Below are 14,658 nucleotides of genomic sequence, written 5' to 3'. Positions count from 1 at the left end.
AGCATCGCTAAACTTGTTCGCAAGTGGCTGACGCCACGGTCCACCCTCGCTTTTGCTGGAGCCACTGCATGTCCAACTCCCCGACCTACACCCCGCCCCCAATCTGGCAATGGAACAAGGAAAGCGGCGGCCGGTTCGCCAGCATCAACCGGCCCATCGCGGGTGCCACGCACGACAAGGAACTGCCCGTAGGCCGCCATCCGCTGCAGCTGTATTCGTTGGGCACGCCCAACGGCGTCAAGGTGACTGTCATGCTGGAAGAGCTGCTGGCGCTGGGCCACAGCGGTGCGGAGTACGACGCGTGGCTGATTCGTATCAACGAGGGTGCGCAGTTCGGCAGCGGGTTCGTCGCTGTGAACCCCAACTCCAAGATTCCCGCGCTGCTGGACCGCAGCGATGCCGCCAACCCGGTACGGGTGTTCGAGTCCGGCGCCATCCTGATGTATCTGGCGGAGAAGTTCGGTAGCGCCTTCTTGCCCAAGGACGGTGCAGCGCGGGCCGAGTGCCTGTCGTGGCTGTTCTGGCAGATGGGCAGTGCGCCGTTTCTGGGCGGCGGGTTTGGGCATTTCTATGCCTATGCGCCGACCAAGATCGAATATGCGATTGATCGCTATGCGATGGAGGTCAAGCGCCAGCTCGATGTGCTCAACCAGCGTCTGGCCGTCAACGAGTTTCTGATCGGCAGCGATTACACGGTGGCGGACATGGCCATCTGGCCCTGGTATGGCTTGCTGGTGAAGGGCCAGGCTTATGAATCGGGCGAATTTTTGCAGGTGCATGAATACACGCATGTGGTGCGCTGGGCCGAGCAGGTTGCCAAGCGCCCAGCGGTGCAGCGGGGGCGCAAAGTGAACCGCGTCAACGGCGACCCGGCCAGCCAGTTGCACGAGCGGCACGATGCCAGCGACTTCGATACGAAGACGCAGGACAAGCTGGACGCTGCGTCGGCTTCCGCCCCCGCCCCGTGAGTGCTGTGCAGCACGCCGCCATGCTCACCCTTTACGACTGCGCCACCGCGCCCAGCCCGCGCCGCGCGCGCATCTTGCTGGCTGAAAAAGGGATTGCCCACGGCACCGTGCAGGTGGACCTGCGCAGCGGGGAGCAGCTGGGCGACGCCTATCGGCACATCAACCCGCAGTGCACCGTGCCCGCGCTGCGCACGGACGAGGGTTTGCTGTTGGCCGACAACGCGGCGATTGCTGCGTATGTGGAGGCGCGGTATGCGCAACCGCCGCTGTGGGGCGATACGCCCGCCGAGAAGGCTGAGGTCGCCAGCTGGAACTGGCGCATGGAATTCGAGGGCCTGCTGGCGATTGCCGAGGCGCTGCGCAACAGTGCGCCCGCCATGGCCAACCGGGCGCTTCCAGGCGCGGTGGATTACCCGCAGATCCCTGCGTTGGCCGAGCGCGGGCTGGTGCGGGTGGCGCAGTTTTTTGCCTTGCTGAACGAGCGCCTGGCGGGCCGCGACTTCATTGCCACCGACCGCTTCAGCATCGCCGACATCACGGCGGTGGTGGCCGTGGACTTTGCGCGGGTGGTCAAGCAAAAGCCGGGCGAGCAACACCCGCACCTGCTGCGCTGGCGCGCTGCCATGGCGCAGCGGCCTTCGATGTCGCTGTAGCTGCGGCGCTGGCTGCGTCCGGCGCATGGCCGGATGTGCGGGACGGCAGACTGGACGGGGCCCGTATGCCTGATTGCTATCGAATGAATAGCTGCTAGCGCTTGCTGAATAAGCGCTGCAGGCCAAAAACACCAAAATATCGTGTCTCCCGTCACCCCGCCTCGCAGCGGTGGGAGATGATCGAACCCCGCGCACCGAGCGCGTTCCTCGCCCCCATCACCGCATGCGCCTGCGCCACATCGAAGTCTTCAACGCCGTCATGCTCACCGGCAGCGTCAGCGCGGCCGCCCGCCTCATCAACGTGACGCAGCCCGCCGTCAGCCGCATCCTGGCCCATGCCGAACTGCAGCTGGGCTTCGCGCTCTTTCACCGCCACAAGGGCCGCCTGGTGCCCACGCGCGAAGCGCAGACGCTGTACCCGCACATCGAGCGGCTCTTCAACCAGCTGGACGAAGTGCAGCGACTGGCCGCCGGGCTGCGCGGGCAGCAGCGCGAAGGCGAGCTGCACATCCTGAGCGTGCTGGCGCTGAGCTACGAGGTCATGCCCCGTGCGCTGAAAGCCTTCCGCGCGCTGCACCCGGGCGTAGAGGTCACCATCGACGGCCTGCATTCGCCGCAGATCGTTTCGGCGCTGGTGCTGCAGGAGGCCGACCTGGGCTTTGCCTTCAACGCGCCCGCCCATCCCGCGCTGGCGCAGCAGACGCTGAGCGAAGGCCGGATGGTCTGCGTTGCGCCCAAGGGGCTGCTGAGCCCAGCGCTGGTGGAGGCGGGCGCCGTTCACCTGTCCGACCTGGCGCACACACCGGTCGTTCGGCTGGGTGCGAACGATCCGCTGGGGGCGATGGTGGGCCTGGCCTGCCGCGAGGCCGACGTCGGGCTGCAGGCCGCCTTTACCGTGCAGACCTACCACGCAGCCTTGGCGCTGGCGCACCACGGGTTGGGAGTGGCGCTGGTGGATGTGTGCACGGCCGCGTCCGCAGACCGGGCCAAGGTCGACGTGCTGGACCTGGCGCCGCGCATGCCGGTGCCGGTGAACGTGCTGCGCATGGCCAACCGGCCGGCGTCGCTGCTGGCCGATGCGATGGCCCGCTGCATGCAGGACGCGGTGCGGCAGACGCTGGTGGACTGCGGGTTGTGCGAACCCGCCTGAAGCGAGCTCAGTGTTTAACGCTCAGTGCGCCGCCGCTGCGATCTGAGATGCGACTTGGGCCGCGGTGCCGAACGCGAGCGTGAAGCCCAGCGCACCATGCCCGGTGTTGATCCACAGATTGCCTGGGCCGCCAGTTTGCTGGCCGAAGATCGGCAGCCCGGTGGGAGTGGCCGGGCGCATGCCGGTCCAAGGCCGCACGTCTTCAGCCTTCGCGGCGTGGCCGAACACCTCTTGCACGCTGGCGCGCAGGCTGTCGATGCGCTTGGCCGGAATGCGTGCGTCGTGGCCCACCAGCTCGGCCATGCCGGCCACGCGCAGCCGGTCGCCCAGCCGCGCGAAGACCACCTTGTGGGCGGCATGCGTCACGCTCACCTGTGGTGCCCAATGGCCGGATGCCGGAGCGTCCAGCGTGATGCTGTAGCCCTTGAGCGGATAGACCGGCAGGTGCACGCCCAAACCACGCGCCACGGCCGCGCTGCCGCTGCCCAGCGCCAGCACGAAGGCGTCCGCCTCGACGTCGCCGCCTGCGGTGCGCGCTGCGGTAATGCGCCCGCCGGATCGCGTCAGCCCCTGCAGCGGCGTGCCCAGCACAAAATGCACGCCGCGCGCTGCCAGCAGCGCCTGCAGCCCGTCGCACACCTTCTGGCAATCGGCCGCGCATTCGCTGCTGGTGTAGATGGCGCCGGCAATCTGCGGTGCGTAGTGGGCCAGCGCGGGTTCCAGCTCCACGCAGCGCTGCGCCGATACGGCCTCTTGCACGCTGCCCCAGCCGCGCTGCAAGTCCATTTGCCGCTGCGCGGCGGCGAACGATTGCGGCGTGCCGTAGACCACCAGCTTGCCGGTGCGAGAAAAGTCGCACGGCAGCGATTCAACTGCCAGCATGCGCTCGAAGCCGGCGCGGCTTTGCGCTGCCAGGTCCAGCAACGCGGCACTGCTGCGGCGCGACGTGGCGCCGTTGCAGGCGCGCAGAAAGTCGACAGCCCAGCGCCACTGCTGCGGGTCCCACTGCGGGCGCAGCTTCAGCGGCGAGCGGGGTGACAGCAGCAACGAGGGCAACTGCGCCCAGATGCCCGCATCGGCCAATGGCTGCACGTAGCTGTAGCTCAGTTGGCCGCCATTGCCGCCGCTGGCGCCGCTGCCGGGCTGCGCCTGGTCGATCACGGTGACCTGCAGGCCGCGTTGCTGCAATTCATAGGCGGTGGCCAGGCCCACGATGCCCGCTCCCAGAACACACACATGCATGGCTTTTTCGTCCTCCTGATCAGTGGTCTGGAACTGTAGGTTGGCTTGCAACGGGCGAACAATGCCGATTGCCGTAGCGGGCATGCCGCCAAGTTATGGCGCGGCCCGCAAATGGTGCAGGCGTGGTGCTTGCTTGCGCGGTCTTTCCGGGTAAATGCTGGCATAACTTTTCGTCATGGATCACCCCGTGGAATGAATTGTTCAAGCGTGCGTGCGGTTCCTACAGTGCGGTCTGCCCGTTCGTTGCAGCCTGTTTCCCATCCCTCCCCAACTGAAGGAGTCGTCATGAAGTTCCATGTGTCCGCCGCGGCCCTGGCCTGCGGCCTGCTGGCCTGTACTGCCGCCAGCGCCGATACCCTGAAGAAGATCGCCGACAGCGGCAAGATCACGCTCGCCTACCGCGAGTCGTCGGTACCGTTCAGCTATCTGGTCGGAGCCGGCGAGCCGGCCGGTTTTTCGGTGGACATCTCCAACGCGGTGGTCAGGGCGGTCAAGCAGCAGTTGAACCGCGATGACATCAAGGTGGAACTGCAGGCCGTCACGTCGCAAAACCGCATTCCGCTGGTGACCAACGGCACGGTGGACCTGGAGTGCGGCTCCACTACCAACAATACGGCGCGCGGCAAGGACGTGCAGTTCGCCATCAACTATTTCTATACCGGCACGCGCCTGCTGGTGAAGAAGGCGGACGGCATCAAAAACTATGCCGACCTGGCCAAGAAGACGGTGGCCAGCACCACCGGCACCACCAATGCGCAGGTCATCCGCAAATACAACCGCGACAACAATCTCGATATGGATCTGGTGCTGGGCAAGGACCACAACGACTCCATGCTGCTGGTCGAATCGGGCCGCGCCGCAGCCTTTGCCATGGACGACATCCTGCTGTTCGGCCTGAAGGCCAATGCCACCCAGCCCGCCGCGTGGGACGTGGTGGGCGATTCGCTGCAGGTCGAGCCCTACGCCTGCATGCTGCGCAAGGACGATCCGCAGTTTCAGGCGCTGGTCAACGGCGTGATCGGCGGGCTGATGAAGTCGGGCGAGTTCGAGAAGCTCTATACCAAGTGGTTCTTGTCGCCCATCGCGCCCAAGGGCCAGGCGCTGGGCTTGCCGATGTCCAAGGAACTGCGCGACAACCTCACGGCCCAGAGCGACAAGCCGGCGGTATGACCGCCGTGCGCCAAGTGCTGGGTCCATTGCCGGCAGCGCTGCCGCTGACCGTGGGCATTCTGGGCGGCATGGGCCCTGCGGCGGGTGCCGACTTCGTGCGGCTCTTCGTGCAGGCCTGCACCGACCGCATGCAGGCGCTGCACATTCCCGTGCGCGACCAGGCCTACCCGGAGCACTGGCTGGCCCAGGTGCCGGTACCCGACCGCACGGCAGCGCTGCAGGATGAATCGCCCGGCGCGCACCAGCCCGGCGACGCACTGCTGCAGGCCACCGGCCGGCTGGCCGCTTTAGGTGCGCGCTCGGTCGCCATCGCCTGCAACACCGCGCATGCCTGGCACGGCCTGCTGCAAGAGCGGTTTCCGCAACTGCAGGTGCTGCATGCGGTGCGCGAGGTGGCCGCCTTGCTGCGCGCCCAGGGCGTGCAGCGCGTGGGCCTGCTCGCCACGCAAGGCACCTATCGCACGGGCCTGTATTCGGCGGAGCTGCAGCGTGCGGGCATCGACTGCCTGCTGCCCTGCGACGCACACCGCGAGTTGCTGATGCAGGGCATCTACGCCGGCGTCAAGTCGGGCGACATGGCGCTGGCCAGGCGCTGCTTTGCCGACGTGGCGCATGCGCTGCGCGACGGGGCCCACGCACAAGTGCTGGTCATGGGCTGCACCGAGATACCGCTGGCCCTGCAAGAGACCGATGTGGACATGACCCTGGTCAACCCGGCCCGCGTGCTGGCCGGTGCGCTGGCCCGCGAGGCCTATGGGTTGGGCGCCGCGTTGCACTAGCTGGCGCAACGGTTCCGGCACTAGGCCCAGAGCGCCGGCTTGGCCACCATCAGGTAGTAAATGGCCAGCATGGCAGCGAAAGCCGGGTAGCCCAGCATTTCCCACCTGCGCGCATATACGCCGTAGTCCGCAGGCACCGCGGTGCCGCGCGTAGCGGCCTCCTGGGCCATGGCCGCCATGCGCCATTGCAGCCACAGCACTGGTAGCCAGCACAGGCCGGCCAGTACGTACAAGCCCAGCGATGCGGCCAGCCACGGCGTAGACAGCGGCCAGCCCGCCATGCCCGCGAGCGCGATACCGGTCACCGGCTGCACGATGCCTGCCGGTGTGGTGAACCAGGTGTCAGCGCGCACTACCAACCGTGCGACCACTGCCTGCGCGGCCACGCTGCCGCTGCGATTGGCAAAGAACAGGTAGAACGCCGAGCCGAAGCCCGTGCCCACCAGCAACACGCTGGAGAGGATGTGCACCCATTTGAGTACGAGGTACGTGTTCATGCAGCACTGGGCCGGTCGGTGCGCCACAGCGCACACAAAATGGCAGCGATGGGTAGGTTCTTCAGCAGGCGGCCCAGCGGGTCCAGCCACAGATCGGGCAGCAGCACGGTCGCTGTTACCGTCATCGTGCCCATCAACGCCAGCGCGGCTGCGTATGCCGGCCGGCCCGGGCGCCACCACAGCCACAGTCCGACGGCCAGGTCAGCGGCTGCGCCGGACAGGATCAGCGCCGCGATCCAGAACTCGTTCCGCAGCCCGGCGGCCACCAGCAGGTCGCGGCCCTCGGTATGCAAGCCCAGGGCGCTGACGGCTGCCGTGCCGATCCAGACCGCCACCAGGCTGGCCAACAGCCAACGCCGTGTGGCGGCGTCCATCGGTGCGTTGCGGGGCGGGGGTGCGGGCGCGGGTCTCATCCGGCACTACCCCAGGCTTGCGCCACCAGATCGCGGTAGTGCACGGCGGTGCGGCCCAGCAGGGCTTGCAGCGTGGCGGCGTCGGCCACGTTGTCGCTGCCCAGCATTGCCAGGCTCTCACTGCACCAGGGCGATGCGGGCACCAGATCGCCCAGCCGCGCGCTGAGCTGGGTGAGGGGCGCCGGCAGCGGCACCACGCGTGCCGGGCCGTGCCCGTTCTGCGCGCGCAGGCTGGCAATCAAGCCGCCCATGGCCACGGACTCAGGGCCTGCGCACTCGACCACGCCCTGGCGGTCCGCGGCGTGGCCCAGCAGCGCGGCCACCGCATCGGCCAGGTCTTGCACGGCCACCGGCTGCACCTGGGCCTTGAGCACCGGGCGGGGCAGCACTACCACCGGCAGCTTGGCCAGATTCATGAAAAGCGCGCTGCTGGCGCCGCCCTGGCCAAACACGACGCTGGGGCGCACCACGCAGGCCGACAGCGCCGTGTCGCCGGCCGGTGGCGTGCGCGCTGCCAGGGCCAGCAGATGCTGGTCGGCCGCGCGCTTGGTGCTGGCATAGCGCGTGTCGCCGCTCGCCACGCCCAGCGCCGAGATCTGCACCACGCGCCGCAAGCCGGCCTGTGCGCACGCGTCGAACAGGGCGATGGGCGCATCGCGGTGCAATGCGTCGATGGGCTGGCGCGGGCTGTCGCGCAGCACGCCCACGGCGTTCACCACGGCGTCGATGCCGTCCAGCCGGGGCAGCCACACGCTGGCCGACAAGTCCTGGCTGAAGTCCATGGCGCACTGGTCCGGGCCGGAGGGCCGGCGCCGTGGCGACACGCCCTCGATCACGCGGTGGCCGTCGGCGCGCAGGCGCGCGGCGACATGGCGGCCGATGAAGCCGGTGGCGCCCGTCAGAAGAATCTGCAGCATGGTAAGTCCTGGTGGAGGGAAGAAAAGGTGGCGCGGGGTGATCAGAGGTCGCAGCGGCCGCCGGCATCGCACCGCTGGCGGGCCGCGCGCCGGGCGGCTCGCTCGAACAATGGCGCGACCAGCCAGCGCGGCAGGCGGTAGCGGTTGCGCGCCAGCACCGGGTAGGCCCGGTCTGCCAGCGGGCCCAGCACGGGCCAGCGGGTAAACGCCGTCACCCAGCCCAGGCCCACGGCTTCATAGGCGCGGCGAAAGACTTCCACACCCCGCAGCACCTGCCCGTCTGCGCCTCGTGCGTGGATCAGGGTGAGCAATTCATCGAACGTGGCGTTGCCGGGCGGGCCGGCAAAGTCGGGTGCCCAGATATCGGCAAGGCGCAGGCGCCCCGCGTGGTCGCGCCGCATCAGGTTGTGCATTTCCGCAGAGCACAGCACGCAGCGCGAGTCGTAGTAGAGCGTCAAGGGATAGAGCGTGTCGGATGTGGAGGCCATGGAAAAACCTTGGGCAAAAGTGCGGAATAGACGGGTCTAAAGGGCGTTTCTTGGTTTCTGCAAAGACGGAAATTTGAACGGTGCACAGCGGCTGAAAGGGCGCTGCGGCTCAACCGCCCCTGCGGTCGTGGGGTGCCGTTGGTTGGGACGAGTCGTCGCCGCGCACGAACTTCTGCACGCTGGCGCCCAGCCGCAACACCTTGTCGAGGGTAGACGGGCTGAGCCGGAGCATTTCGTCAGCCCACACGCCGAGTGATTCCATCAACCGCAGCGTTTCCCGCACGCGGTCTTGCGCGTCCGGCGTTTCTTCGGCCAGGTCTGGCCGCTCGGACAGCTCCCGCAGCATGCGCACGGTGGGCTCGAATTCGCGCTGCTTGCGCTCACGTACCACGGTACGAAAGAGCTCCCAGACGTCGGTCGAGGTCTCGAAATAGTCGCGCCGGTCACCCAGTACATGGGTCACGCGCACCAGATTCCAGTTGACCAGTTCCTTCAAGCTGTTGCTTACGTTGGAGCGGGCGACCACGAGCGTTTCGCAAATTTCTTCGGCGTGCAGGGGGCGGCCGTGGAAGAACAGCAGGGCGTGAATTTGCGCCACGGTGCGATTGACACCCCAGGCGGTGCCCATCTCGCCCCAGTGGACGACGAAACGGCGGGCGATGTCGGTCAGTTGCATGCGCGCAAGTCTATGAATTCTGTAATTTCTGTCAAGAAAGAAATTGCAGCTGCTGGTGCTCGTTCCGGAGGACAGGTGACGCCGGTCGACGGCGGGGGCTGCGCGCAAACGCGGCAGGCTCTAGACTGCGTGCGGCGTCACCCTTCCGTTTGTCGCCGAACCCCATTCCAGGAGCCCTTTCATGCAGCAGGACGATCTCAAACAAGACTTCGACGCGCTTTTGCCCGGTCAATCCACCGAGGCCGGTGCCAACCGGCGCACGGCGCTGCGCGTGGCGCTGGGCGCGGGCTTTGGCGTGGGCTATGCCGCTGCGGCCATGCCCATCATGGCCCAGACGGCTATCCAGACGCCGGCCGACGGGCTGACCGCCGGCAAGGTGGAAATCGAGGTCAACGGCTTCAAGGTGCCGGCCTACCGCGCCGCGCCGGCTGGCAAGACGGGCCTGCCCGTGGTGCTGGTGATTCAGGAAATCTTCGGCGTGCACGAATACATCGCCGACACCTGCCGCCGCCTGGCCAAGGCCGGCTACCTGGCGATCGCACCCGAAATGTTCGCGCGCCAGGGCGACCCGTCCAAATACACCGAAATCGCCAAGCTGCAGAGCGAGCTGGTGTCCAAGGTGCCCGACGCGCAGGTGATGGGCGACCTGGACGCCACCGTGGCGTGGGCCGGCCGCAATGGCGGCAACATGAAGAAGGTGGCGATCACCGGGTTTTGCTGGGGCGGCCGCATCACGTGGCTGTATGCAGCGCACGGCCCGGTCAAGGCCGGCGTGGCCTGGTACGGCCGGCTGGTGGGCCAGTCCGGCGCCAACACGCCCAAGCACCCGGTGGACATCGCCCCCATCCTGAAGGCGCCGGTGCTGGGCTTGTATGGCGGGCAGGACAGCGGCATCCCGCTTGACACGGTTGCTAAGATGCAAACTGCACTGCGGGAAGGCTCTGCGGCGGCCAAGGCATCGGAATTCGTGGTCTACCGCGAGGCACCGCATGCCTTCCACGCCGACTACCGCCCGAGCTTTCGCAAGGAAGCGGCCGAAGACGGCTGGAAGCGGACGCTAGCCTGGTTCAAGGCCAACGGCGTCGCCTGACCCGGCCCGGCCCCCAGTCAAAAAGCCCTTCGGGGCTTTTTTTGCGCTCGGGCAGTGCGCAGGTTTTATGAGTGAAATCGGCCCTTAGGGCTTATTGGGAAAGCGCAAGCAGCTATGACATTGATAGCAATCATCCTGGCCACCCTGGCCGCGGGCATCGGCAGCGTGTGGGTGGCCGCGTGGCTCATGCGGGTGGGGCTGGGCACCAGCAGCCGCGTCGGGCCGCAGCATCTGCTGAGCCTGGCGGCGGGCGCGTTGCTGGCGACGGCCTTCATGCATCTGCTGCCCGAGGCGTTCGAGAGCCAGGCCGGTGCGCACGACCTGTTCGCCACGCTGCTGGTGGGGCTGGTGTTCTTCTTCTTGCTGGACAAGGCCGAGCTGTGGCACCACGGACATGAGCATGGCCAGCCGGCGCCCGCAGCGGAGGCGCACGGGCACGCTGCGCACGGCCATTCGCATGAGCATCACCACGGTCATGCCCATGTCCACAGCCATAGCCATGAGGGCCGCGGCGGCGGCTGGGCGCTGCTGACGGGCGACAGCGTGCACTGCTTTGGCGACGGCATCCTGATCGCATCGGCCTTCATGGCCGACATGAAGCTGGGCATCGTCGCCGCGCTGGCGGTGCTGGCGCACGAGGTGCCGCACCACATCGGCGATCTGGTGGTGATGCGCCAGAACAGCCCCAACCGGCGCGCGGCGCTGGTGAAGGTGTCGCTGGCCGGTGCGGTGACCGCGCTGGGCGGCGTGGTGGGCTATTACCTGGTCGGCCAGTTGGAGACGCTGCTGCCGTACTTCTTGGCGATCGCCTCCAGCAGCTTTGTCTACGTGGCGCTGGCCGATTTGATTCCGCAGTTGCAGAAGCGCCTGAGCGCGGGCGAAACCATCGCACAGATCGCCTGGCTGGTGTCGGGCATGGTGGTGGTGACCCTGGTGAGCGGCCTGGCGCACGCGCACTGACGCCCGCTCAAAATCAGTTTGCTATTTAATTGATAGCTGATGGCGCTTGATGGATAAGCGCTAGAGGCCGAAAAGGCTTCAAAAAAAGGCTTTCAGCCAAGACGCAAGGCGCCCGGCGTTCAGCCCGCCAGCACCTCGCGCACGGCAGCCACCTGCCGGCGAGACACGGCGACCAGCTCCGTCAACCCGTGCAGGCGCAGCGCCCAGCCTTCGCCTTCTTCGGCGTCGTAGTGCTTTTCTAGCGCGCGCATGGCGCGGCGGGCCACCAGCGCGTTGCGGTGCACGCGCAGGAACTGCCCGGCATGGCGCACTTCCAGCTCGGCCAGCGATGCGTCCAGGATGTAGCTGCGGCTGCCCGTGCGCACCGTCACGTACTTCTGCTCGGCCTTCAGATACAGCACGTCGGCCAGCGGCACGCGCTCGGTGCGGCCCCGGTCCTGGATCACCAGCGCTTCGCCGGCCGGCAGCGGCGGCGCTGCGGTGCCGCCCGCCTGGCGGGCTGCGTTGCGCTGTACCTTGGCCAGCGCCTGCTGCAGGCGTTCCAGCCGCACGGGCTTGGTCAGGTAGTCCACGGCGTCCAGCTCGAAGGCGCTGACGGCGTGGTCGGCATGCGCGGTCACGAACACGATGGCCGGCGGTGCGGGCAGCGAGCGCAGCTGGTGCGCCAGCGCCAGGCCGCTCTGGCCGGGCATGTGGATGTCGAGCAGCACCGCATCCACCGGCTGCCGGCCGGCATGGGCATGCACGGCCGCCAGCGCGTCGGCCCCATGGGCGGCCTCGGTGATGGTGTAGCCGGCTGCGCAGTCGCCCAGCAGGGTGCGCAGCCGGCTGCGCGCCAGGGCTTCGTCGTCGACGATGAGAATGTGCATGGCGGGCATGGGCAGTCGGTCAGTCGTGCGGGTTGGCAAAGGGGCAGGAGGCGAATGGGCTCAAGGGCGCGCCGGCAGGCTGATGCGCACCTGGTAGTGCTGGTAGTCGCGCCCATTTTGCGGCCCGGCGCTGAAGTCGCACTGCACGTCGTGCAGCAGGCGCAGGCGGTCGCGCACGTTGGCCAGGGCGATGCCGTGGCCGCGCGATGCGTTGCCCGCTGCTGTCGCGGGTGGCAGTGTGTTGGTGATGAGCACGATCACGCGGCTGCCGCGCAATTCAGTGGCAATGCGCACCTTGCCGCCTGCCGGGCTGGGTTCCACGCCGTGCTTGACGGCGTTTTCCACCAGCGGCTGCAGCAAGAGGGGCGGCAGCCGTGCGCCGTCGGCCCGAGGGTCCAGCGTCCATTGCACCTTCAGCCGGTCGCCGAAGCGCACCTGCTCGATGTCCATGTAGCGGCGCGCCAGCGTGATCTCTTCAGCCAGCGTGGCCGATTCGCCCTGTTCTACCAGCGCGTGGCGAAACAGGTCGCTCAGGTCTTCCAGAATGGCCTCGGCCTTGGCCGGTTCGGCCCGCACCAGGGCGATGGCGCTGTTGAGCGTGTTGAACAGAAAGTGCGGCCGGATGCGCGACTGCAGCTCCGTCAGCCGCGCGGTGGTGGCAGCCGGCGTGCGGCCCCGCGCGCGCAGCACCAGCGCGGCCACCAGCGCGGCCGACAGCAGTGCGCCGGTGGCGGCGCTGGCCAGCCAGGGCGGCTCGGGCGCAGCGCCCACCAGCGCCAGCGTGCCGCAGGCCCACACGCCTGACACGGCTCCCAGCAGCACGCCCGCCGCGTACTGCAGCGCCACGGGCAGCCGCTGCAGGATCTGCTTGAGGCTGCAGGCCACGACCAGCCAGGCCAGCGTGGCTGGCAGGGCGCCGCCGGTCAGCAGCGACAGGCGCGCCAGCCACTCCAGCGGGGTCGCGGCGACGAACAGGGCGCCCACGCCCAGCACCGCTTCCACGAACAGCACGGCGCGCAAAATCACGCCCGCATGACAGGCGTCGAACACCAGCGCGCGGCCTGACGGCGCACCCGTTGAAGCGGTTGCGGTCAGGGGCGCGGGTTGGGTCGATAAAATTTGCGTCTCTTGCATTGCGGCATCCGGGCTTTCCGGGTGTCTGAACCACCGGATTATTGCCCTCCATGTCCAACAGCCCAGCCACCAGCCCAGCGTCCGCCCCGTCCCACAACCAGCTCGATACCAAGGCGCAGGCCTGGTCGGCGCTGTTTTCCGAGCCCATGAGCGACCTGGTCAAGCGCTACACGTCGAGCGTGTTCTTCGACAAGCGCCTGTGGCAGGCCGACATCGCGGGCAGCCTGGCGCATGCCGAGATGCTGGCCGCGCAGGGCATCATCAGCGGTGATGACCACGCCTCCATCCAGCGCGGCATGGCACAGATCACGTCGGAGATCGAATCGGGCGGCTTCGAGTGGAAGCTCGACCTCGAAGACGTGCACCTGAACATCGAAGCGCGCCTGACCCAGCTGGTGGGCGACGCCGGCAAGCGCCTGCACACCGGCCGCAGCCGCAACGACCAGGTGGCTACCGACGTGCGCCTGTGGCTGCGCGGAGAGATCGACCTGATCGCGGATCTGCTGAAAGAACTGCAGGTTTCTTTGGTCGATGTGGCAGAACAGAACGTGGAAGTGATCCTGCCTGGCTTCACCCACCTGCAGGTGGCCCAGCCGGTGAGCTTTGGCCACCACATGCTGGCCTATGTGGAAATGTTTGCGCGCGATGCCGACCGCATGGCCGACGTGCGCCGCCGCACCAACGTGCTGCCGCTGGGCAGCGCGGCCCTGGCCGGCACCACTTACCCGCTGGACCGCGAGCGTGTCGCCAAGACGCTGGGCATGGTGGACGCGAACGGCGCCCCCGTGGTGTGCCAGAACAGCCTGGACGCAGTGAGCGACCGCGACTTCGCCATCGAATTCACGGCAGCCGCCAGCCTGTGCATGGTGCACGTGAGCCGCCTGTCGGAAGAGCTCATCATCTGGATGAGCCAGAACTTCGGCTTCATCAAGATTGCCGACCGGTTCACGACCGGCTCGTCGATCATGCCGCAGAAGAAGAACCCCGATGTGCCCGAACTGGCGCGCGGCAAGACCGGCCGCGTGGTCGGCCACCTAATGGGCTTGATCACCCTGATGAAGGGCCAGCCCCTGGCCTACAACAAGGACAACCAGGAAGACAAGGAGCCGCTGTTCGACACGGTGGACACGCTGAAAGACACGCTGCGCATCTTTGCCGAGATGGTGGGCGGCCAGCTGAACCCCGCCACGGGCCAGAAGGAAGGCGGTATCACCGTGAACCCGCAGGCCATGGAGCAGGCCGCGCTCAAGGGCTACGCCACCGCCACCGACCTGGCCGACTACCTGGTCAAGAAGGGCCTGCCGTTCCGTGATGCGCACGAAACCGTGGCCCATGCCGTGAAGGCGGCCGTGTCGCACAGCGTGGACCTGTCGGAGCTGCCCCTGGCCGTGCTCCAGGGCTTCCACCCGCAGATCGAAAAGGACGTGTTCGACGCGCTGAGCCTGCGTGGCTCGCTCAATGCCCGCAACACCTTGGGTGGCACGGCGCCCGCGCAGGTACGCGCGCAGTTGGCGCGGCACCGGGCGCGGCTGGGCTGATCTGCCCGGTTCTTGTCGCTGGTTTCCGGCTGGCGGGCGGGTAGCGAGTTGCATTGACGCGCGGTCAGTTGTAAAAACGTGCGTCTTGAAGGAATTTTCCTACGCGGCTCACAT

At 67.6% G+C, this 14,658-nt stretch carries 16 protein-coding genes; 8 read left to right on the top strand and 8 right to left on the bottom strand.

Translation table 11 applies throughout. The features are described from left to right. Nucleotides 1-68: 68 nt before the first annotated feature. The 3 genes from yghU (at nt 69) to RQI28_RS15580 (ending at nt 2,771) form a co-directional block, all read left to right on the top strand. On the top strand, nt 69-968 hold the full coding sequence (gene yghU, locus RQI28_RS15590) for a glutathione-dependent disulfide-bond oxidoreductase (RefSeq protein ID WP_311223574.1): 900 nt from the start codon (nt 69-71) through the stop codon (nt 966-968). Nucleotides 969-988: 20 nt separating this feature from the next. Beyond that, nucleotides 989-1,621, top strand: a complete 633-nt coding sequence (locus RQI28_RS15585; protein WP_311223618.1) for a glutathione S-transferase — start codon at nt 989-991, stop codon at nt 1,619-1,621. A gap of 223 nt (nt 1,622-1,844) precedes the next feature. After that, nucleotides 1,845-2,771: a LysR substrate-binding domain-containing protein gene (locus RQI28_RS15580; protein WP_311223573.1), complete on the top strand. Its 927-nt coding sequence runs from the start codon at nt 1,845-1,847 to the stop codon at nt 2,769-2,771. Nucleotides 2,772-2,792: 21 nt separating this feature from the next. Here RQI28_RS15580 and RQI28_RS15575 read toward each other — a convergent pair whose 3' ends face one another. Next, nucleotides 2,793-4,013, bottom strand: coding sequence for a D-amino acid dehydrogenase (locus tag RQI28_RS15575; protein ID WP_311223617.1), 1,221 nt, complete (start codon nt 4,011-4,013; stop codon nt 2,793-2,795). Between the two features lie 285 nt (nt 4,014-4,298). Here RQI28_RS15575 and RQI28_RS15570 point away from each other — a divergent pair, with 285 nt between their 5' ends. Next, complete coding sequence (locus RQI28_RS15570; protein ID WP_311223572.1) at nt 4,299-5,183, top strand: amino acid ABC transporter substrate-binding protein; 885 nt, start codon at nt 4,299-4,301, stop codon at nt 5,181-5,183. After that, on the top strand, nt 5,180-5,962 hold the full coding sequence (locus RQI28_RS15565) for an amino acid racemase (RefSeq protein WP_311223571.1): 783 nt from the start codon (nt 5,180-5,182) through the stop codon (nt 5,960-5,962). The genes RQI28_RS15570 and RQI28_RS15565 overlap by 4 nt, the downstream gene beginning before the upstream one ends. Nucleotides 5,963-5,982: 20 nt before the next feature. Here RQI28_RS15565 and RQI28_RS15560 read toward each other — a convergent pair whose 3' ends face one another. The 5 genes from RQI28_RS15560 to RQI28_RS15540 all read right to left on the bottom strand — a co-directional run bounded on the left by RQI28_RS15560 (nt 5,983) and on the right by RQI28_RS15540 (nt 8,953). Next, a complete protein-coding gene (locus tag RQI28_RS15560; protein ID WP_311223570.1) occupies nt 5,983-6,459 on the bottom strand; it encodes a DUF2269 domain-containing protein in 477 nt (158 codons plus the stop codon). Next, complete coding sequence (locus RQI28_RS15555) at nt 6,456-6,833, bottom strand: DoxX-like family protein (protein WP_311223569.1); 378 nt, start codon at nt 6,831-6,833, stop codon at nt 6,456-6,458. Before RQI28_RS15555 ends, RQI28_RS15560 begins: the two co-directional genes overlap by 4 nt. 35 nt (nt 6,834-6,868) lie before the next feature. Then, a complete protein-coding gene (locus RQI28_RS15550; RefSeq protein ID WP_311223616.1) occupies nt 6,869-7,786 on the bottom strand; it encodes an NAD-dependent epimerase/dehydratase family protein in 918 nt (305 codons plus the stop codon). Nucleotides 7,787-7,830: 44 nt separating this feature from the next. After that, nucleotides 7,831-8,277: a DUF393 domain-containing protein gene (locus RQI28_RS15545; RefSeq protein WP_311223568.1), complete on the bottom strand. Its 447-nt coding sequence runs from the start codon at nt 8,275-8,277 to the stop codon at nt 7,831-7,833. A 109-nt stretch (nt 8,278-8,386) separates the two neighbouring features. Continuing rightward, complete coding sequence (locus RQI28_RS15540; protein WP_311223567.1) at nt 8,387-8,953, bottom strand: MarR family transcriptional regulator; 567 nt, start codon at nt 8,951-8,953, stop codon at nt 8,387-8,389. 181 nt (nt 8,954-9,134) lie between these two features. Between RQI28_RS15540 and RQI28_RS15535 the strand changes: the two genes are divergently transcribed. After that, on the top strand, nt 9,135-10,043 hold the full coding sequence (locus RQI28_RS15535; protein ID WP_311223566.1) for a dienelactone hydrolase family protein: 909 nt from the start codon (nt 9,135-9,137) through the stop codon (nt 10,041-10,043). Nucleotides 10,044-10,157: 114 nt separating this feature from the next. After that, nucleotides 10,158-11,003: a ZIP family metal transporter gene (locus tag RQI28_RS15530; protein ID WP_311223565.1), complete on the top strand. Its 846-nt coding sequence runs from the start codon at nt 10,158-10,160 to the stop codon at nt 11,001-11,003. 119 nt (nt 11,004-11,122) lie between these two features. On the opposite strand, the gene RQI28_RS15525 is transcribed toward RQI28_RS15530, so the two are convergent. Continuing rightward, nucleotides 11,123-11,872, bottom strand: a complete 750-nt coding sequence (locus RQI28_RS15525) for a LytTR family DNA-binding domain-containing protein (protein WP_311223564.1) — start codon at nt 11,870-11,872, stop codon at nt 11,123-11,125. Nucleotides 11,873-11,932: 60 nt separating this feature from the next. Further along, nucleotides 11,933-13,006 (bottom strand): histidine kinase, encoded by a 1,074-nt coding sequence (locus RQI28_RS15520; RefSeq protein WP_311223563.1) that lies wholly within the window; start codon nt 13,004-13,006, stop codon nt 11,933-11,935. Nucleotides 13,007-13,056: 50 nt separating this feature from the next. On the opposite strand from RQI28_RS15520, the gene argH reads away from it, so the two are divergent. Then, nucleotides 13,057-14,544 carry an argininosuccinate lyase gene (gene argH / locus RQI28_RS15515; RefSeq protein WP_311223562.1) on the top strand — a complete coding sequence of 496 codons (1,488 nt, stop codon included), beginning with the start codon at nt 13,057-13,059 and terminating at the stop codon, nt 14,542-14,544. The last annotated feature ends 114 nt before the right edge of the window (nt 14,545-14,658 follow it).

Source organism: Acidovorax sp. WCS2018Noco2-16, assembly GCF_031843945.1.
In the GTDB taxonomy this organism is placed as follows: Bacteria; Pseudomonadota; Gammaproteobacteria; order Burkholderiales; family Burkholderiaceae_C; genus Paracidovorax.
This window is presented reverse-complemented; position numbering and strand designations above follow the sequence as displayed.